At 63.4% G+C, this 22,741-nt stretch carries 3 protein-coding genes; all 3 read left to right on the forward strand.

The genetic code is table 11. The features are described 5' to 3' along the window. Window positions 1-428: 428 nt before the first annotated feature. The 3 genes from KP808_RS08195 to KP808_RS08205 are packed head-to-tail and all read left to right on the forward strand — an operon-like array spanning window position 429 to window position 22,728. Window positions 429-9,464, forward strand: a complete 9,036-nt coding sequence (locus tag KP808_RS08195) for a non-ribosomal peptide synthetase (RefSeq protein WP_230018045.1) — start codon at window positions 429-431, stop codon at window positions 9,462-9,464. Further along, window positions 9,461-13,573, forward strand: coding sequence for a non-ribosomal peptide synthetase (locus KP808_RS08200; RefSeq protein ID WP_230018047.1), 4,113 nt, complete (start codon window positions 9,461-9,463; stop codon window positions 13,571-13,573). The genes KP808_RS08195 and KP808_RS08200 overlap by 4 nt, the downstream gene beginning before the upstream one ends. Then, complete coding sequence (locus KP808_RS08205) at window positions 13,573-22,728, forward strand: non-ribosomal peptide synthetase (RefSeq protein ID WP_230018830.1); 9,156 nt, start codon at window positions 13,573-13,575, stop codon at window positions 22,726-22,728. Before KP808_RS08200 ends, KP808_RS08205 begins: the two co-directional genes overlap by 1 nt. Window positions 22,729-22,741 lie beyond the last annotated feature (13 nt).

Below are 22,741 nucleotides of genomic sequence, written 5' to 3' on the forward strand. Positions count from 1 at the left end.
CAAAAACCCAGCGTCAATGATTGCCACGGGTCTACAACCCCGCAGTCGCAGCCGATCGGGTCCACCCTGGCGCTGACACCCGGCGCAGGCCGTTCCCCGTCGTTGACCCTCAAACGGAAGATGAGGTTTCAATTGGTCACGCGGTATGCAAACGTCAGTTTCAAGGGCAGAGCGATCAGTCTCGTCAACGAGCCAGCCACCCCCCTCTCTGTATGCGAGTCGCGCCTTGCCGCGTTCGCCCGTCATTTCTCTGCAATCCCCCCAAGCGCTTCCATGTCTGGTCATGACGTGAGCGCAAGAGCACGCGCCGCACCTTCTCCCTGAGTCTCGAGGTACATCCGGCATTTCCTATGCCGTGCCTGACGGGCGGGACGCTCTGTGCCTCTGTCCGTTCATAAAAATAATCTGCTCACGGACGGTGGTTCCTGATGGTCGACAAATCTTCCTCGCGCGGGACGGGCTTCGCTCATCCCGATACAGAGCAACCCTTTGCCGAAAACCGGTGTGTACACGGCCTGTTCGAGGCTCAGGTGCGGCGCAATCCCGACGCCATAGCCGCGCGCTTCGAACAGGGCGCGCTTGACTACGCGACGCTCAATATCCAGGCCAACCGTCTGGCCCATTACCTGCGCAGCCTCGGCGTCGGACCGGATGTGCGCGTCGGTGTGTGCCTGGAGCGCTCGCTGGACATGCTGGTCGGCGTGCTTGCGATACTCAAGGCGGGCGGCGCTTATGTACCGCTCGACCCCGCTTACCCAAAAGCGCGTCTGGCACACATGCTGGCGGACAGTGCACCGCGCGTGCTACTAAGCCATGCAGCTGCGCGTCCGGCGTTGTTGGCAGCGCTTGAGGGTGGTGCGGCATCAGCGCCGCTGCTTGATCTGGCCGATACCCGGCTGTGGGCAGCGCAACCGGTAGACAATCCGGACCCGCATGCGGTCGGGCTCACGTCGCGTCATCTGGCTTATGTGATCTACACCTCGGGCTCGACCGGCACACCCAAGGGCGTGATGGTCGAGCATCGCGGGCTGATGGCGGTGAGCGCTGCATGGGAGCGGCTATACGCACTGCACAAACCCCTCAATCACCTGCAAATGGCCGGGTTTTCCTTCGATGTGTTCAGCGCCGATCTGATTCGCGCACTGGGCTTTGGCGGCACGCTTGTTCTGTGCCCGCGCGACACGCTGATGGACCCGCCCGCGCTGTATCGCTTGTTGAGCGAGGCGCGCATCGATTTTGCGGACTTCGTGCCTGCGGTGCTCAACCCGTTGCTGGTCTGGGCGCAGGAGACGGGGCACGACCTGTCGTTCATGAGCACGGTGGTCTGCGGGTCGGACATCTGGACTGCCCATAGCGCGCGGCAACTGCGCAGGCTGTGTGGCGAGCGCGTGCAGATTGTTCAGGCCTACGGGGTCACTGAAGCAAGCATCGACAGCACCTGTTTTGAGTTCGATAGCAACAGCCACGTTGATGCGGTGCTGCCCATCGGGCGGGCGTTGGCCGATACGCGGATTTACCTGCTCGATGCGTTTGGCGAACAGGTTGCTCCAGGTGTTACGGGGGAGCTGTATATCGGCGGCGCAGGTGTCGCACGCGGCTATCTGAACTTGCCGCAATTGACCCTTGAACGCTTTGTCGACAGCCCGTTCGTGGCCGGTGAGCGCTTGTACCGCACCGGCGACCTGGCGCGTTATCGCGCAGACGGCAACCTGGAATTTCTCGGGCGTAATGACTCGCAGGCCAAGCTGCGTGGTCTGCGTCTGGAGCTGGGTGAAATCGAGGCGCGTCTGGCCGAAGTTACCGGCGTGCGTGACAACCTGGTGGTGCTGCGTGAGGACAGCGTCGGTGTGTCCAGGCTGGTCGCCTACTTTCGCGAACAGGCTGGCGCAGGGCTGACGCCGAAAAGCCTTCGCCAGCACCTGCAACTCAGCCTGCCGGACTACATGATCCCCGCAGCGTTCGTGCGCATGGAAGCGCTGCCGCTGACCGCCAACGGCAAGCTGGACCGTAGCGCATTGCCGGAACCGGGTGCCGATGCGTTCGATCAACACGCGTTCGAGGCGGCTCAGGGCCCGCTGGAAACGATCCTCGCGGCGATCTGGGCCGAGGTGCTGGGCGTGGAGCGGGTCGGTCGTCAGGATCACTTTTTTGCGCTTGGCGGCCACTCGCTGCTGGTGATGCGCGTGCTGGCCAAGGTTCGGCAGACATTGCGTCTGGACGTGTCGCCGGCTGCGCTGTTTGCCGCCCCTGTGCTGCAGCAGTTTGCTGAGCAACTGAGCAGCGCTTCGGGCAGCGCTCGTCCGCCCATCACAGCCATAGAGCGTTGCGGCGCACACGCGTTGTCGTCTGCCCAACAGCGTCTGTGGTTTCTGGCGCAGATGGAAGGTGGCAACGCGGCCTATCACATGCCGTTGAATCTGCGCCTGCGCGGGCCGTTGCAGGTGGCTGCGCTGCAAAGCAGTTTCAACCGGCTGGTGGCCCGCCATGAGGCGTTGCGTACCACGTTCATCGTCGTCGAGGGTGAGGGGCGGCAGCGGGTTGCTGCGACCGGAACGATTGCTGCCTTGCCGATTATCGATCTGCATGGCGAGCACGATGCACAGGCGCGCCTGCTTGGGCTGATGGACGAGGAGGGCAGCAGGCCGTTCGACCTGGCGGTCGGGCCGCTGATGCGCGTCAGCCTGGTGAAGCTGGCCGAAGACGATCACGTGCTCCTGCTGACCCAGCACCACATCATTTCGGATGGTTGGTCGATGGGCGTGCTGACACGTGAGCTGGGGTTGTTGTACGAAGCGGCACTTCATAAACATGCCGACCCATTGCCGCCCCTGCCGATCCAGTATGTGGATTACGCAGTCTGGCAACGCCAGTGGCTGTCTGGCGAAGCGCTGGAAGCGCAGCGACGTTACTGGCGTGAAACGTTGAGCGGTGCGCCGGTACTGTTGGAGTTGCCTACCGATCACAAACGTCCAGCGATCCAGAATTACCGTGGCGGCTTCGTGCCGCTGATGATTGACCGTGCGCTGACCGCACGGCTGCGCGCGTTGGCAACGCAACAAGGCACCACGCTGTTTATGAACCTGCTGGCGGCCTGGTCGCTGCTGCTGATGCGCCTGTCGGGGCAGGACGATGTGGTTATCGGTGTGCCTTCGGCGAACCGCAGCCAGCAAGAGCTGGAGGGCTTGATCGGTTTCTTCGTCAACACCCTGGCCTTGCGCATGACCCGCTCCGCCAGCCCGACAGTGGCAAGCTGGCTGCAACAGGCGCGCCACGTCGCGCTTGCAGCTCAGGAACATCAGGACCTGCCGTTCGATCAGGTGGTGGAAGTGCTCAACCCGCCGCGCAGTCTGGCTTACAGCCCGGTCTTTCAGGTGCTGTTTGCCTGGGAGCAGCATCAGGATTCGGACCTGACGTTGTCCGGGCTTGACGTCAGCGTGCTGCAAAGCAGTCAGCCAGTGGCCAAATTCGACCTGCAACTGGCGCTCAGCGAGCGTGACGGGCAGATAGTCGGCGGTCTGGAATATGCTTCGGGCCTGTATGAGCCCGAGACCGTGGTGCAGATGGGCGAGTACCTGCGCCGCATCCTGACGCAGATGGTCGAGGACAGCGAACAGCCCCTTGCGACGGTCGCCCTGCTGAACGCCGAGCAGCATCGCCAGATTGTGCATGACTGGAACCGCACTGAACGCGACACCTCGCGGCAGCCCGATTGTGTAACGCGCTTCGAGGCTATCGTGCAGCGCGTGCCCAATGCCGTGGCGTTGCTTGCCGACGAGCAAGCGTTGACCTATGCCGAGCTGAATCAGTCTGCCAACCGGCTGGCACATTACCTGATCCAGCAAGGTGTAAAGCCCGAGCAACGTGTGGGTTTGTGTCTGGAGCGCTCGCCGCAGATGGTTATCGGTTTGCTGGCCATTCTCAAGGCCGGTGCCGCTTACGTGCCGTTCGATCCCGCGTACCCGGCCGAGCGGCTGGCGTTCATGTTCGGTGACGCCGCACCGACCCTGCTGCTGACTCAGGCCTCCCTGCGCGCAGACCTGCCGTCGCTGCGCGACACGCTGTCGATCTGCTGCCTGGACGTGGATGCGCAGCAGTGGGCGCAGTGCTCCGCTTCCAATCCGCACGTGCCCGTCAGCCCCGGCAATCTGGCTTACGTGCTCTACACCTCCGGCTCGACCGGGCGGCCCAAGGGCGTGGCGCACAGTCGTGCGGCGCTGGACAATCTGATCGCCTGGCAACTGGAACAGGCGCCCGTGTCGCAACGGGTGTTGCAATTCGCCTCGTTGAACTTCGACGTGTCCTTTCAGGAAATCTGCAGCACCTTGTGTCAGGGCGGCAGTCTGGTGCTGATGAGCGAAACTGCTCGCAAGGACCTCGCTTCACTGCGCCCGATGCTGGTGGCCGAAGGCGTACAACGGGCGTTTCTACCCTTTGCCGTGCTCCAGCAACTGGCCGGTCTCAGCGAGGCCGATGCCGCGCGTCCGGCGGATGGCTGTGAAATCGTCACGGCCGGCGAGGCGTTGCTGATCAATGACGAACTGCGTGCCTTTGTTTGCGGCCTTGGTGGCGCGCAGTTGCACAATCAGTACGGCCCGACCGAAACCCATGTGGTCAGCCAGTTCAGCCTGAACTGTGCCGAAGCCGGACAGTGGCCGGACGCGCCACCGATTGGCCGGCCCATCGCCAATGCGCGTCTGTACGTGCTGGACGGCGACTTGAACCCGGTGCCGGTTGGCGTGGCCGGGGAGTTGTACATCGCGGGCACCTGTCTGGCCCGTGGCTACCTGAATCGTTCGGCGCTGAGCGCCGAACGCTTCCTGCCGGACCCGTTCGATCCGCAGCCCGGCGCGCGCATGTACCGCAGCGGTGACCTGGCGCGGTTTCACGCCGACGGCAACGTGCAGTATCTGGGGCGGATCGACCAGCAGGTCAAGCTGCGCGGCTTTCGCGTCGAACTTGGCGAGATCGACAGCCTTCTGCAACAGCAGCCGGGCGTGCAGGAAGCGGTCGTGCTGCTGCGCGAAGACGTGCCGGGCGACAAGCGTCTGGTGGCTTACGTGGTGGGCTCGGCAAGCGCTGAAACCCTGCGCGCCGGGCTGCAGCGCCACCTGCCGGAACACATGATCCCGACCGCCTGGGTTTCCCTGGCGCAACTGCCACTGACCCGTAACGGCAAGCTTGACCGTCCAGCCCTGCCTGCGCCAGAGCGCCACAGCGCGAGCACTTACGTGGCCCCGCGTGATGAGACCGAGCGGCAGATGGCGCAAATATGGGCCGAGGTGCTCAAATGCGCGCAGGTCGGCCTCCACGACAACTTTTTCGATCTGGGCGGGCATTCGCTGCTGGCCACGCGGATGGTCTACATGATCAACCAGCGCATGGCCGCGCAGTTGTCCCTGAGCAGCCTGTTCAAGACGCCGGTGTTGGTTGATCTGGCAGAGCAGGTACGGCTCGGGCGTGGCGAAGGCCATTCGGTTGAAACGCCGTTTACCCCGATTGAAGCTGATCGCGGCGCACGTTACGCGCCATTTCCACTGACCGATATCCAGCAAGCGTACTGGTTTGGCCGCGAGTCTTCGGTCAGCCTCGGCGGTGTCAGTGCCCACGGCTACGAAGAACTGCGCATTCCCGGCCTCGACGTGCCACGTTTCGAGCAGGCGCTGAACCGCATGATCCAGCGTCATGACATGCTGCGCGTGGTTTTTCGCAGCGACGGTACGCAGCAGGTTCTGGAGAGCGTGCCAACGTATCGGATGCCACGCAGTGATCTGCGCGGCTTGCCCGTCGCCGCTGCGCAGCAGGCCCTGCAAGAGACCCGCGAACGTCAGTCCCATCAGGTGCTGGACGCCAGTCGCTGGCCATTGTTCGAGTTCAGTCTGTCGTTGCTCGATGACGGCATCAGCCATCTGCACATCAGCCTTGATGCCCTGATCGTCGACGCAGCGAGCACGCAGATTCTGGCTCGCGAACTGATGGCATTTTATGCCGACCCGCAGTTGCAACTGCCTGAGCCGGGTTTGACCTTTCGCGACTACGTGCTGGCCGAACAGCGCTTGCGCAGTGACCGCCGCTACGAACAGGCGCTGGGCTATTGGCGCGAGAAGGTCGCTACGCTGGCGCCCGCACCGGACCTGCCGCTGGTGTGTCAGCCGGAAAGCATCAGCCAGCCGCACTTTACCCGCCGCGACCGCGAACTGTCGGTGCAGCAGTGGTCGCGGCTCAAGGAGCTGGCCCGACAATTTGCCGTGACGCCGTCGGTGATGCTGCTGACCGCGTTCAGTGAAGTGCTGGCGCTATGGAGTCGGCAGCCGCGCTTCACCTTGAGCCTGCCGCTGTTCAACCGCATGCCCTTGCACGCGGATGTCGATGACATTATCGGCGACTTCACCTCGCTGATCTTGCTCGAAGTCAGCCTTGAAGCGGCAGCGAGCTTTACTGACAAGGCGCGTGCCGTGCAGGCCAGGCTGTGGCAAGACATCGACCATTCAGTGGTCAGCGGGGTCCGGGTACTGCGCGAGCTGTCCCAGGCCCGTGGTGTGCAGCAGACCGCCATGCCGGTTGTCTTCAACAGCACGCTGTCGGAGGCCGCACCGGAACTGGCCGAATTCAATCTGGCCGACGCCCTGAACGCCGAGCACATGCACAGCATCACCCAGACCCCGCAGGTGTGGCTGGACCACACGTTGCTGGAGCTGGAAGGGTGCCTGCTGTTCAACTGGGACAGCATCGACGAATTATTTCCGGCGGGCATGATCGAGCAGATGTTCGTCGCCTACAACGCGCTGCTGGACCGTCTGCTGGCGCCGGATGCCTGGAGCGCCAACACCGCGCAGCTGATACCGCTGGCACGCTTGCCTGTGCCGGATGCCGCTCCTGTCGACTCGGCGCTGATGCACGAATTGTTCGACCGTCAGGCGCTTGCTGCCCCGGACGCACTGGCAGTGATCGGCACGCAGCGCCAGTTGAGTTATCGACAGCTGCGAGCCGAAGCGCGGCAGCTGGCGGCGCGGCTTCAGCGTATGGGCGTGGTGCCCAACAGGCTGGTTGCGGTGGTCATGGAGCGTGGCTGGGAGCAGGTCGTCGCGACGCTGGCGATCCAGTACGCAGGCGGTGCCTACCTGCCGCTCGACCCGGCGTTGCCGACAGAGCGTCTGGAGCACATTTTGCAGCGTGCCGAAGCGAGTCTGGCCCTGACTCAGCCCGCACTGCTGCAACGCATCGAATGGCCCGAGCAGATCAAGGTCATCAGCGTGACCGACCCGGTCATTTCCGGCGATGCCATTCCCGATCAGCCTGAATTGCACGCTATAGACCTCACGCCAGACGACCTGGCCTATGTGATCTACACCTCGGGCTCGACCGGCATGCCCAAAGGCGTGGTCATCGATCATCGCGGTGCGGTCAACACGTTGCTCGACATCAACCGGCGCTTTGCCGTCGGTGCCACGGACCGGGTGCTGGCGATTTCTTCGCTGAGTTTTGACCTGTCGGTCTATGACTTCTTCGGCACACTGGCCGCGGGCGCTGCGGTGGTGTTGCTCGAGCCGCAACAGGCGCTCGACCCGGCGCACTGGCTGGCGCTGATCGAGCGGCATCGGGTCAGCCTGTGGAACTCGGTGCCAGCCTTGTTCGGCATGTTGCTGGAGTATGCCGAAGGCGAGCGCAGTGCATTGCCGTCGAGCCTGCGGGTGGCGATGCTGTCGGGCGACTGGATTCCCCTGACGCTGCCCGAACGCGCCTGGGCGTTGCAGCCGACCTTGCAACTGATCAGCCTGGGCGGGGCAACCGAGGCGTCCATCTGGTCGATCCTGTATCCGTTGCAACAGGTCGATCCCCACTGGCGCAGCATTCCCTACGGCAAGGCAATGGATCACCAGCGCTTCTATGTGCTGGATGATGCGTTGCAGGTTCGCCCGACGTGGGTGGCCGGTCAGTTGTATATCGGCGGTATCGGTCTGGCCAAGGGCTATTGGCGCGATGAAACCCTGAGTGCCGGGAGCTTCTTCGCTCACCCGCTGACCGGCGAGCGTCTGTATCGCACTGGCGATCTGGGCCGTTGGTTGCCCGATGGCAATATCGAGTTTCTCGGTCGCGAAGACACCCAGGTCAAAGTCCAGGGGCACCGCATCGAGCTGGGCGAGATCGAAGCTGCGCTCAATCGCCATCCCGGCGTGCAAAGCGCCGTGGTTCGGGTGTTGGGAGAGGCGCTGGGCGAGAAGCGGCTTGCGGGCTACGTACTCAAGGCCGATGCCTCGTTGCAGGCCAATGATTTTGCCCAGTACCTGGCAGACAAGTTGCCCGCCTACATGGTGCCGAGCTCGTTTACCTTCGTGCAGGAATGGCCGCTGTCGGCCAACGGCAAGGTCGATAAGAAACGCCTGCCGGAGCCGACTCAGGCTCAGGCGTCAGGTCCCGCGCTTGAAGTCGAAGGGCCGCAGGAGCAACAACTGGTGACGATTGTGCAGGGCGTGCTCAAGCGTCCTTCGATTGCTGCCGACGCCAATCTGCTGAACCTGGGCGCAACCTCGATCGACATTGTCAGGATCAGCAATGCGCTGTCTGGCGAGCTGCAGTTCCGCCCCAACGTTGCGCAACTGCTGGCGCAGCCGACCCTGCTCAATCTGCTCGGCATGTACCGCCAGACTCTGGCCGATGGCAGCGTGGTCGACAGCGTCCGGCAACGTGCAGCTGCGCCCGAGCAGGTGATTGAAGATCCGCAGCAGCGCACGCGTTTCAAGGCCGAACAGCGCGGGCGTCGATCCTTCAACGCGCAGGTTGCGACGCTGGACTTTGCGCGCCTGGATGACCCTGCGTTGGCGCGGCGCTTCAGCGATTACCGCTCGGTACGCCAGTTCGCTACCCAGCCGATCCCGACCGAGGCGTTCGCCGGCTTGCTGGCCAGCCTGGCGCAGGGGCAACTGGATGGAGAGGTCAAATACCAGTTTCCGTCCGCAGGCGGTCTGTACCCGATCCAGAGCTACCTGTACGTCAAGCCGCAGCGGGTAACCGGTGTCGCAGCGGGTGCCTATTACTACGACCCGGTTCAGCACCGCCTGCTGAGGCTCGACAGTGATGTGCTGGACCCGGACACCTACGACTACTTCGTCAATCGTCCGGTGTTCGAAAACGCTGCGTTCTCGCTGTTCTTTATCGCCGACATGGCCGCAATCCGGCCTCTGTATGGCGAGCGCAGTCGCGACTTCTGCCATATCGAAGCCGGAGGCATGGCGCAATTGCTGACCATGACTGCGGTGGAGCAGGGCCTTGGCCTGTGCGGCATGGGCTCGCTCGAAGAGCAGCAATTGTCGGCGTTGTTCGACCTGGGACCGAATCATCAGTTGATCTACTCGATGGTGGGCGGCCTGCGTACTGCTGATGAACATCGCCGCACGCAGATCGAGGCGTTCGCTTCTGCTGCGGATCAAACGGACGACGCCAGCGACATGGAGGAGATAGAGATATGAATGCCTATCAATTGCTGGAGTTGTTCGGTCGTCATGCCGTGGTGCTTGAAGTGGACGGCGAAAAACTGCGTTGCAAGGCTCCGCGCGGGTTTCTCAATGACGAGATGTTGCAGGCACTCAAGCAACACAAGGCAGAGCTGATCGCTTTGCTGAGCGGCACCGACCCGGCGGCGATCCCCCGTCGTGCTGTCGGGCTAACGGCGCTGCCGCTGTCCTTTTCGCAACGCCAGCTGTGGTTTCTCGACCAGATGGAACCGGGCAATGCGTTCTATAACGTTCCCACTGCGATCTTGCTGAAGGGCACGCTGGATGTGCCGGTGCTGGAAAAGGCGCTGAACGAACTGATCATGCGTCACGAAATGCTGCGCACCACGTTTGCCAGTGTGGACGGCGAGCCACGGCAGATCGTGCACCCGGTGATGGCGCTGGCGATGCCGAAGGTCGACCTGCGTGACCTGTTGCCAGAGGCGCGTGAAGTGCAGGTCGGACTGGCTGTCGATCGGGAGGCCAAAGCGCCATTCGACCTGGTCAGCGGCCCGCTGTTGCGGGCTTCGCTGCTGCGGCTGGCCGATGACGAGTATCTGTGGCTGTACAGCGTGCACCACATCATCGCCGATGGCTGGTCGATGGGTGTGATCCTTCATGAAGTGACCACCTTGTATGGAGATTTTTTGCGCGGTCAGGCGTCCAGTCTGGCACCGCTGGCGGTGCAGTACGCCGACTACGCCTGCTGGCAGCAACAGCGTCTGAGCGGCGAGGCGCTGGCGGGGCAACTGGCTTTCTGGCAGCGCACGCTGGCCGACGCGCCGCCGCTGCTCGACATGCCTGCCGACCGACCACGCCCGACCGTGCAGCGTTACGCTGGGGCGACCTTCAGCTCGACAGTCGATGGCAGCACCTTGCGCGGTCTTAATGCACTGGCCAGACAAACCCAGGGCACGCTGTTCAACGTGTTGATCGGCGCGCTTTCCGTGCTGCTGTGGCGCCACAGCGGTCAGCGGGACCTGTGCATCGGTACGCCGTTTGCCAACCGCAGCCGTCCTGAAATCGAGCCTCTGATCGGCCATTTCGTCAACACCCAGGTGATTCGCCAGCGTCTCGATGCGCAGCAGACCTTTGCTGAACTGTTGCGCGAGGTACGTGCCACGCTGCTGGATGTCCACGCCCATCAGGATGTGCCTTTCGACCGGGTGGTCGAGGCCGTCAACCCACAGCGTGATACCGGTTATTCGCCGTTGTTTCAGGTGATGATGGTGCTACAGAACACCCCGGGTACCGCTGTGCAGATGCCGGGGCTGAGCATGACGCCATATGGCACCGGCAGTGCCACGGCCAAGTTTGATCTGGCCTTCGAATGGGTCGAGCGCGACGGTGCGCTGAACCTGTTGGTGGAATACAACACTGATCTGTTTGACCAGGCCAGCATCGAGCGCCTGAGTGGGCATTATCGACACCTGCTGGAGCAGGTTGCGCTGGACCCGAAACAGCCGGTTGGCGCACTGACGCTGATCACTGACGCCGAACGTGAACAGATTCTGCACGGCTGGAACAGCCCGGCAGCGCTGACGCAGCCCGTCGATTGCGTGCATCGCCTGATCGAAGCTCAGGTAGCGCGTCGCGAAGATGAGTGCGCGGTCATTTTCGAAGGTCAGTCACTGAGTTACAGCCAGCTCAACAGTCAGGCCAACCGCCTGGCGCATCACTTGCTCACCCTCGGCGTCGGCCCGGACGTGCGCGTGGCGGTGTGTATCGAACGTTCGCTGGAACTGCCGGTGGCCTTGCTGGCGGTGCTCAAGGCCGGGGGCGCCTATGTGCCGCTGGACCCGGATTATCCGTCAGGGCGCCTGCGTCATATTCTCGACGACACTTGCCCGGTGGTGTTGCTTGCTCTCGGGCCGACGCGCAAGATTCTCCGCGAGGCCCTGCAAGGTGCAGACTGCGAGGTGCCGATCCTCGATGTGCAGGCTGATGCCGTGCTCTGGGCTCAATGCTCGCCAGACAATCCAGACCCGCAGCGTGTCAGGGTCAACGCCGACCATCTGGCGTACGTGCTGTACACCTCCGGCACCACGGGGCTGCCCAAGGGGGCGATGGTCACGCATCGCGGGCTGAGCAACCTGCTGCTCTGGTGTCAGCAGTTCTGCGGCGAACGCGGGAGCATGCTGCACAAGATTCCATTCGGTTTCGACGCTTCGGCCTGGGAGATCTTCTGGCCATTGCTTACCGGGGGCAGGCTGGTCATCGCCCGTCCCGGCGGGCATTTCGAGCCCGGTTACCTAGCGCAGGTGGTACGCGAACAAAGCGTCACCGCGATGGTGTTCGTGCCGGCCATGTTGCAACTGTTTCTGGAGGTCGAAGAGGTCAGCGCCTGTCACTCCCTGAAGGATGTGTTCAGTGGCGGCGGGGAGCTGTCGCCCGCAGTGGCCAGACTGTTTCAGAAGCGTCTGCCGCATGCCCGCTTGCACAATGTCTATGGCCCGACCGAAACCACAGTGATCAGCAGTGTCTGGACGCTGCAGCCTGGCGCAGAGGTTCCGCCGCGCCAACTGCCCATCGGCCGACCTATCGCCAACACCCGTTTTTATGTGCTCGACGAGCGCAATGCGCCAGTTCCAGCCGGTGTTAGCGGTCAGTTGCACATTGGCGGCGTCGGTGTTGCGCGGGGCTATATGGGATTGGCCGAACTCACTGCCGAGCGGTTTATCGACAACCCGTTTGTTGCTGGCGACCGGCTTTACCGCAGTGGTGATCTGGCGCGCTATCGCCCGGACGGTCAGCTGGAGTTTCTCGGCCGCAACGACTTTCAGATCAAGCTGCGCGGTATCCGCCTGGAGTTGAGTGAAATCGAAGCGCGGCTCGACCTGTTTCCCGGCATCCGCAGCAGTGTGGCGCTGATCGTTGGCGATACCGCGCAGAATCAGCGTCTGGTGGCGTGCTGTGTCGCCGACGGCGCAGTGGACGAGTCCGCGCTGCGGGCTCACTTGGCGACGACCCTGTCCAGCGCCGTCATGCCCAGCGCTTATCTGTGGCTGGACGCCTTGCCGTTGACGGTCAATGGCAAGGTCGACCGTGTGGCTCTCGCGACACTGGCCGATCAGGACCTGGCCGAACGGCAGGTCAACCTCGGCAGCCCCAGGGACCATATCGAGCTGGCGCTGTATCAGATCTGGAAAGACCTGCTGCTGGTGCCGCAGATTGGCATTCGCGACAACTTCTTCAACGTCGGCGGCACCTCGATTGCGGCGATCAAGATGGCCTACGAAATTGGCCGAGCGTTCGCCGTCGAAGTGCCTGTGCGTGTGATCATCGGCCATCCGACCATTGAGGCGTTGGGCGGTTGGCTGCGGACCGGGGCCAGTCTGACTTCGGCGCAGGGCAACCTCATCGAATTCCGCCGCGGTGCCGGGCAACGCAACGTGGTGTGCATTCACCCGGCGGGCGGCACGGCGTTCTGCTACCTGTCGCTGGCCAAGGAACTGCCGGACGCTATCGGTGTGTACGGCGTGCAATCGCCGGGGCTGAACCCTGGAGAGAGCACCGAGCCGAGCGTCGAAGCGATGGCCGACGCCTATCTGCGGCGCATCGCGCCATTGACGTCACAACCGCTGATACTCACCGGGCTGTCGTTTGGCGGTCTGGTGGCTTACGAAATGGCCCGGCGCCTGACGGCTGCTGGCAATCGTCAGGTCACGGTGGTGCTGCTCGATACCCAGGGCTCGGATGACCCAGGCTTTCGGCAACAGATCGGTACCGTCGACATGGCTGAATTTCGCGACAAGCTGGTGCGCTTCAACGGCATGTACCCCGGCATCGAAGACGCGCAGGTCGAGCGTTATTTCCACCTCTACAACCACAACCGTCTGGCCATGGCCGCTTACGAATGCGAGCCGCACGCCGGGCGCGTCGTGTTGATTCAGGCCCGTGAAGGCTTCAGCCGCGCGCAGTTGCACGAGTTGCGCAGCTTCTGGCGTCGCCGCGCGGGCAACGGCTATATGGCCAGGCTGGTGCACGGCGGGCACTGGGACATGCTGGAAAGTGCCGAGGTGCATCGGGTCTCGCAGACGCTCAGGCAGGAATTGCAACGTTTCGACACGCAGGAGGCGCAATGATGAGCAGCCACAAGGAGGGTATGGCCCGGCATCCCGGGACTCTGCTGTCGCGCTTTGCCGAGCAGGTGCGACGCGATCCCGAGGCACTGGCGGTGATCGATCAGCACGTACGTCTGACTTACGCGCAACTGGCCAGCGCCAGCGAGCGCATCGCCAAGGGGTTGCTGGCACAAGGCGCAGGCCGCGGTGATCCGCTTGCCCTGTGTATGCCGCGTGGCTGGCAGTGGGTGGCGACAATCATGGCGGCCCTGAAGGTGGGGGCCGTCGTGGTGCCACTGGATCGTGCCAGCCCGCTACGGCGTCGGGAATTGATGCTGGAAGATGGCGGGTGTGTCGGGCTGGTTACCCTGGGTCAAGATTCTGATGCCGTTTCGACGCTGCGTGGCTGGCACATCAGCGTCGAGGCGCTGCTGGATTACCCTGATCAGCCGCCGCAGCCTGTGCCTGATGACTTCGCCGAGCTGAGCTTTCTGTTCTACACCTCGGGCACCACCGGCACACCCAAGGCAGTGGAAGTGGGCGAGCGCGGCCTGTTGCGTCTGGCCCGGGCCGACAGCTACATCGAGATTCGTGCAGGCGACCGTTTCGCCTGCCTGTCCAACCCGGCGTTTGACGCCTGTAACTTCGAACTGTGGGCACCGCTGCTCAATGGCGGTTGCTGCGTCATCATTGCCGACGCAGACCTGCAGGACGCACGGCGGCTGGCCACAGTGCTGGAAACACAACAGGTCGATAACCTGTTCATGACCGTTTCGCTGTTCAACACGCTGAGTGCGGATGACCCCGGCTGTTTTGCCAGCCTGCGCCAGCTACTGATCGGCGGCGAGCAAGTCAGCGCCGCTGCGGTGCGCGCCTGGTATCAAGCCAATCCCGACAGCCGCTGCCGGATTTTCAACGCCTACGGACCCACTGAATGCACCACCTTTGCGCTGTGCCATCCCATTGCTCGTGACTTTGCCGGTGATACGGTACCAATTGGCCGGCCTTTATCGGATACAGGCGTGCGTGTGCTGAACCCGGAACAGCGGCCGGTTGCTATCGGCGAGGCGGGCGAGCTTTACCTGAGTGGCAGCGGGGTGGCACGGGGTTACCGCCACCGTCCCGCAGAGACCGCGCAGCATTTCCTGCGCCTGCCGACAATCGAGGCCGGGGACGTGCTGCATTACCGAACCGGCGATCAGGTGCGGGTCAATGCAGATGGGCTGATCGAGTACCTGGGCCGCATTGACCGCCAGGTGAAGGTGCGCGGTTTTCGTATCGAGCCGGGCGAGGTCGAACAACGCATTCTGGACCACCCGCGGGTAGCGCAGGTGCATGTCTGTGCCCGCAGGCAAGCGGCCGAAGACCATCAGTTGCTGGCGTTCATCGTGCCACGCGAAGGGCTGGACTATCGCGAGTTGGACCAGCACCTGCGCGAACACCTGGCGGCATGGATGCGCCCGCATCAGCTGTTTCTGCTTGAGCGTCTGCCGCTGACTGCCAATGGCAAGATCGATCAGCGTGCGCTGCTGGCCCGGCCTTTGAAACCCTGGCGACCGCAAGCCTGCCCACTGCCTGACGATCAGCACTCGCCCGCACTGGACTGGCTGTTGACCCAGGCCCGCAGGCTGTTGGCACAGCCCGACCTCAACGGCCAGGATGACTGGCTGGGCAGTGGTGGCGACTCTCTCAAGGCCATGCGCCTGCGCTCTGCAATCCGTACGCACTGGCGACGCGAAATTATGCTGGGCGCGGTGCTGGGCGAATCGTTCGCAGCACTGGCCGAACGCCTGAGCGATGAACAGGGCGCTGCGTCTGCCTATCCACCCGCGCCACCCGTCAACAGGGTCGGGTGTGCGCCAGCCACTGCCGAGCAAAGCCGCTTGTGGCTGATGCAGCAACGCACGCCGCAAGCCACGGCCTACAACGTGCCGCTCATTCTGCACCTTGCGGCAGGCATTCAATTGCCCGCGCTGGCTGAAGCCGTGCAGCGCCTGCTGGCCCGACACAGCGGGTTACGCACGGCCTTCGTGTCCGGGGCTGACGGGCTTTATCAGGAGGTTTGCGAGCGCGACGTGCTGTGCCGCACCTTTGCTGTGGGGGCGCTCAGCGAACAGACCTGGCGTAGCTTCGCGACGCTGGTGTTCGATACCCCCTTCGATCTGGAGACATCAGCCCTGTGCCAGGCCTGGGTGTTGCCGTTTGCCGATGGCAGTTGTCGCTTGTTGATGAACCTGCACCACATTGTGATCGATGGCTGGTCGATGAACCTGTTGTTCGATGATCTGGTGCAACTGTACGACGATGCGCTGCACGGGCGGGCAAATGCGGAGCCTTTGCCTGGGCTGGGCACGCTGGAATTTGCGCTCTGGCAACGGCAATGGCGTGTCGACCCGCACTATCGCGACCAGCGCCGTGCCTTGGCCCGGTTGCATCGCCAGCAGCCAGCATGTTCTCCACCGCTGGTGACGGTTCGCGAACCAGGTCCGCAGGCACGGCTGTACCGCCAGCCGCTGGGTGCCATGCGCAGTGCCGCACTGGATCGGTTTTGCAGCCAGCAACGCGTCACCCGCTATGAAGTGTTGTTCAGCGTTTATGCCTGGAGCGTGTACGCGCTGACCGGCTGCGAACGACCGCGAATCGCCAGCCCGGTCTCCAACCGTCCATTGACCGAGTTCGAAGACGCAATCGGCATGTTTGCCAACACCGTGCTGATCCCGACGGTGCTCGACAACAGCATGACGCTCGACCAGCAGATGCACCGCCAGACTGGCACAGTGCGCGAGGTGCTGGCCTTGCAGGACGTCGCCCTGGCTGATCTGGTCGAAGACCTGCGGCTGTCGTCGAGCAGTGCGTTGTTCGATTTCATGTTCGTGCTGGAAAACACCGACTACGCCAGACTCGCTCGTACCAGCTTGCGAGCGACGTTCGACCTCACCGAGACCGTGCAGGCCAAATGCCCGCTGACCTTGTCAGTGGTCGATGCCGGTTCGCAACTGGAATGCTGGTGGGAATACCAGTGCAGCTATTTCGACGCCGCGCAAATGAACGCCGTCAACCAGGTGTTTCAACAGGGCCTTGATCTGCTCCTGGAAAAACCCGCGGCCATCCTTGACGATCTGCTCACGCCGTACCGCTTCAGCCTGCCGCCCGCCAGTCAGGGTGGCAGCGATGCGGCGCCGTTCGGCACCCTGGCCGACTGGTTCGAACATCAAGTCAATTGCACACCGGATGCCCCGGCACTGGTCGCGGATCAGCTGCGTATCAGCTATGCCGAACTGGATGCGCTGGCCGACACCCTGGCGGCGACTCTGGTTGAGCGATGCCCATTACCGGAAGGGTATGACGCACCGCTGCAAGTGGTGCTGTACCTCGAAGCGTCGGTCGAGCACATCGTGGCCTTGCTGGCGCTGGCCAGACTCAACCTGACGGCCGTGCCGCTGGACCCTGGTTATCCGCTGGCGGTGCAGCGTCAAGTCATGCAGCAAGCACAGCCGTGTTGCCTGCTGTACAGCACTGTCACCGAGGCGGCACTGGATGAATTGAATGCTGGTCGGGTGGCCCGTCATCGGGTCGACCTGAGCGCCGCGCCACGGTCATTCGAACGTCGCCATCATGCGGGCGAGCGACCTTTGTACACGCTGTTCACGTCCGGCTCGACGGGTACGCCGAAAGGCGTTCAGGTGCCGGACCGAACCCTTTGCAACCTGTTGCACTGGCAGCGTAACCAAGGTCATTTGCCAGCCAGATCGGTAACCCTGCAATTTTCCATGCTGTCGTTCGATGTGTCGTTTCAGGAGATTTTCAGCACGCTTTGCGGCGGTGGCTGCTACCACCTGATCAACCCACGCTGGCGGCAGGATGCCCAGGCATTGTTGAGCTATCTGCAGCAGGCGCGCATCGAGCGGCTGTTCCTGCCGTGCGTGGCCTTGCAGCACTTGGCGCAGACGGCGGTCAGCCAAGGCGTTTACCCGCAGGCACTGCGTGAGGTGATCACGGCCGGCGAGCAACTGCTCTGCACCGATGCACTGCGCAGCTGGTTTGGTGGCATGCCGCAGGCGCGTCTGTTCAATCATTACGGGCCGACCGAAACCCACGTAGTCAGCGCCTGGCGTTTGCCAGCGGCGGTGCAGGACTGGCCACTGCGAGCGCCCATCGGGCTGGCGGTGAACAACGCGCGGCTGCTGCTGGTGGACGAACACGACCAGCCAGTACCAAGTGGCAGCCGGGGTTATCTGCTGGTGGCGGGGCCGATGATTTCGCGCTGCTACCTGGCCGACCCGGTGCTGAATGCCGCGCGGTTTGTCGAGTTACCGCAGCCCGAGGGCAACATGCTGTTCTATCGCACCGGCGACCTCGCCCGGGCTGATGCCGATGCCTGCCTGCACTACCTTGGCCGTGACGACCAACAGGTCAAGGTCAGTGGCCAGCGTCTTGAACTGGGGCAGATCGAAGCCGCACTGATGCAGGACGCTCAGGTAAGCAATGCGGTGGTGGCCGTGCACGGCGAGCCGCCGCGTCTGGTGGCCTGGTTGCAGGTCGAAGGCACGCCGCCTGACGTACAGCAGCTGGATCGCCAGGTCACGCTGCACTTGCCTGCGCATGTGCGTATCGACGAATACCGCTGTGTCGATGCCTGGCCGCGTACGCCCAGCGGCAAGATCGACCGAAAGGCGTTGAGTTCACTGGGCGAGGCACTGCCACGGCGTCGCAGTGCACTTGCGCAAGTGCCGCTGAGCGCGCTTGAACAGCAACTGAGCGAATTGTTCGTGGCGGTCATCGGCCGTGATATCGAGCTTGATCAGACCTTCTTCGAGGCCGGTGCCACCAGCCTCGGCCTGATGCGCCTGCATGCCCGTTTCAATGAGCAACTGGCACAACCGGTGGCGATGGCAGCGCTGTTCGAACATGTCACCGTGCGCCGTCTGGCGCAGCATCTTTCGGCCTCGCCATTGGTTTCAGTGGCGCGTGCGCAAGGCTCCGATGCTGGCGAGCAGCCGATGGCAATCATCGGCATGTCGGTGAATGTGGCGGGGGCGGGCAACCTTGCCGAGTTCTGGGCAATGGTCCAGGGAAACCAGTTGGGCATCGAGCTGTTCGACGCCGCCGATGGATTGGTCGGCGCGCGTAGTCAATTGGCGGGGATGCTGGATTTCGACCCGGAATACTTCGGCATCAGCCTTCAGGAAGCACGGCTGATGGACCCGCAACAGCGGCACCTGTTGATGGGCTGTGTGCAGGCGCTGCAACATGCTGCAATCACGCCCACAGCCGACGGCCCACGCATTGGCCTGATCGCCAGTTGCGGCGAAACCACTTATTTCCAGCAGATGCTGCGCGAAACCGCCGAGGGTGATCTGCCGGACGGCTTTCAGATGGCGTTGCACCACGACAAGGACTTTCTGGCCACCAAGGCGGCGTACCACCTGGACCTCGGCGGCCCGGCGCTGAGTGTTCAGGCTGCGTGCGGCAGTTCGCTGATCGCCGTGCACCTTGCGGCGGCGATGCTGCGCCAGGGCGACAGTGATGTAATGCTGGCCGCCGGGGTGCTTGTCGACCCGACCCTGACCGATGGCTACCGCTATCGCCCGCAACACATTTTCTCTCGTGACGGGCTGTGCCGTCCGTTCAGTGATGACGCCAGCGGGACCATCGGGGCCAGCGGCTACGGGGTGGTGGTGCTCAAACCGCTGGCCCGCGCCGAGGCCGATGGCGACCGGATCTATGCGCTGGTCGAGTCCTCTGCGCTGAACAACGATGGCCAGGCCAAGATGAGCTACACCGCGCCGTCGGTAGCGGGGCAGAGCGCGGTGATCAGCGAGGCCCTGCGCAAGGCGGGTGTCACAGGGGCTGACATGGGCTACATCGAGGCCCACGGCACAGGCACGTTGCTGGGCGACCCGGTTGAAGTGGCCGCACTGAGCAAGGCGTTCGGCGCAACGCCCGCTGCCAGTTGCGCTTTGGCGTCAGTGAAAAGCCAGGTCGGCCATCTGGGCGCGGCGGCGGGTGTGGTCGGGCTGATTCGTGCGACGCTTGCGGTGTTTCATGGGGTGATCCCGCCCAATCTGGGCTTCGCCCGGATCAACCCGCAAATCGACCTGCAGCACTCTCCGTTCTACATACCCACCGCCTCACGGCCATGGCCCGAGGGCCGTCGACGGCTGGCCGGGGTAAGCAGTTTTGGTATCGGCGGCACCAACGCGCATGTGATTATCGGCGCGCCGCCATCGCAGGCAGACAGCGTCGAGGAATGCCCGCCGTGCCTGCTGCTGTCGGCGCACAGCCGTACAGCGCTGGAGCGGGACGTCGCGGCAATCGACGCTTGGCTAAATACCTTTCCCGAACAACAGACCGCGCTGCTGCGTTACCTGCAAAACGGGCGGCGCGCGTTACCCTGGCGCTTTGCGGTGATCTGCCAGCCGGGTCAAACGCTGCGCTTGCAACCTTCTTCGATCAAACGGGTGACGGTCTCGGACGTGCGTTTGAAGGCCAGTGAACACTCGCCGCAGGCGTTGCTGGAAACCTGGTATGCGGGAGCCAGTATCGAGGTGGCGACGCGTTCGGCACCGCCACCGTGGAACTTGCCGCCCTCGGCGTTCGACCTGCAGACCTTCCGCTTCAAGCCATCCGCCGCTGTCGAGCCGCAGCCGCCGCAAACAGCTGAGCGCCAGCCGATGGCGGACTGGTTTTATCAGCGTCAGTGGCAGCGGGTGCGTCGTCTGGGCACACAGCCGATTGGCGAGCGTCGCGACAGGCTGGTGGTGTGCAGTCACGAGCGCATAGATGCCGCACTGCTTGGCAGCCTGCAGGGCGTTTATCGGCACGTCATCGAGGTGCAGGCCGGTAATGGCTATCAGCAGCTTGGCCCGAACCGTTATGAGCTCGATCCACTGGACCCGCTGGCGTTTAGCCGACTGATCGCCGAACTTGATCAGAGTGGGCAGGCGGCGACTGAACTCGACTGGCTGCATGCCTTGCCACTGTCGGTTGGCGGGGTGGTCAACGAGCAAAGCCTGGCCGCCGCGCAATGGGCGTGTCTGGACACGCTCAGCGCGTTGTTGCAGGCTTGGGGTCAGAACGCACAGAAGACCGCCCTGCGGCTCTGGCTGCTGTCCTGGCAAGCGTGCCCGGTGAACGGCCAGGTCATGCGTCCGGAACTGGCGGCGCTGGCCGGCATCACCGAAGTGGCCCCGCAGGAGTACCCGATACGTTGTCACTGGCTGGATCTGCCCACTGCGCAATGGGGCACCCAGGCCCGGCAACTGGCGACGCTGCTCGCCGAGCCGACGTCGCTGCCACGACGCATGGCCATTCGTGACGGTTATCTGTGGCAGCCACAGTTGCAGCCCGGCTCGCTCGCGTTGCCAACGGTCGTTTCGAATCTGCTGCCGGTAAATGGCACGTTTCTGATACTCGGCGGCGCAGGTGGCATCGGCCGTACGTTGTGTGAGCACTTGCTGCAATCAAGCCAGCGGCGGGTGGTACTGCTGTCACGCCGTGGGGAGTGTTCGCAGGAGCTGCGCGATTATGCCGCGCGTATCGATAGCGTTCAGGCGGATATCGCCGATTTGGCACGCTGGCCCAAGGTGCTTGAGCAACTGCGCGAGCGTTATGGACGCTTTGATGGAGTGATCCATGCTGCCGGGACCGGAGCGGGCAGCCTGATCCGTCAGCGCGATGCTCACCTGCTGTCTGAAGCGATGGCGAGCAAGACCCGCGGCATGCTGGCGGTCGAAGCGTTGATCGAACAGATGACGCCAGGGTTTGTGCTGTACTGCTCATCAATGTCGGCGCTGTTTGGCGGCGCTGGACATCTGGATTATGCCGCCGCCAGCGCGGTGCTCGACGGCTTCGCCCATTACCGCCCGAATGCCGAAAATGGCTGCGTGCGCCTGGGTATCAATTGGGACATCTGGAGTGAAGCCGGGATGGCCGCTGCCAGCGGCGTCGGCGATGAAGCGCATCAGCGGCACCTGGCGGTCGGCATGTCGGCGCAAGAGGGCTGCCGGGTATTCGACGCCGCCATGACTGCACAACTGCCGCAATTGTTGATTTCGACGACCGATCTGAACACCGCACGCCAGTTTTACCCGGCTCGTCATAGCGGTACTGGCTTGACGCTGATCGACGCTGCGCCAGCCGTTGCGGCAGAAACCGGTCTGCCAGAGCGCCTGCATGGCTGTCTGTGCAAATGGCTTGGCGTAAGCGCTCTGGATCCGGATGACTCGCTGTACGAGCTGGGCGCTGATTCCCTGACCTTGCTGGACCTGATCGACGAATTGCAGGCCGCGACGGGTGTGGTATTCCAGTTGTCACAGTTCAGCCACAAGGTCAGCCTGCGCGAGGTGCTGGCGCTAGTGCAGTCGACGCAGGGCGGTGCGGTTACGGTCGAAGACCAGTGGGCCGACGCGGTGAGGATTGACCAATGGCATGCGGGGGCTGGCCGTGAGCGCCTGTACCTGATCCATCCGGTGGGTGGCGATGTTCAGGCGTATCGCGAGCTGGCCTCGGCGCTGCACCCTGATCTGGGTGTGTGGGTAATCGCCGACCCGGCCTTGCGCCTGGCCGAGCTGCCGAACATCAGTCTGGCCGAGCGGGCGCAGCTGTATCTCGACGCGTTGCAGGCCCATCAACCCGACGGCACAGCATGGCGGCTGGCCGGCTGGTCGTTCGGCGCGTGGGTAACGCAGGCGATGTGCAGCCTGCTGGCGGACGATTGCGAGCAGCCGTTGCTGTACCTGATCGATCCGCCTGCGCCGGATGCCGGCACCGAGCTGGCGCGGATCGATGAAGAGCATATTCAGCAGGTCTTCCAGCGCGAGTTTTCCGCACGGCGACCCCCCAACACTGCAGCCAGCACGACCAGCGAAGACGCGTCACGTTACCTGCAAAGCCTGATTGTCTGCTGCCAGAACAATATGGCGAGCATGGCTGATCATCGGCCCGCGCAACTGCTTGATACCAGAGCGCGATTGTTCATTGCCACGCGTCCCAATCCATATGGCATGGGCAGCGCCTGGCAGATGACAGACCTGCAGCGTGCCTGGCAAGACCTGTTGCCGCACCTGCTGAGCTGGCAGCCTCTGGACACTGATCATTACGGCATTGTCGCAGCGCCGTGGGCGCAAGTGATTGCCGAGATGATCAACGCAGACCTGCCAGTGGGGGAGGGCTGAGCGCGTTAGCGGC

Origin of the sequence: Pseudomonas savastanoi (genome assembly GCF_020917325.1) — a bacterium.
GTDB lineage: Bacteria > Pseudomonadota > Gammaproteobacteria > Pseudomonadales > Pseudomonadaceae > Aquipseudomonas > Aquipseudomonas amygdali.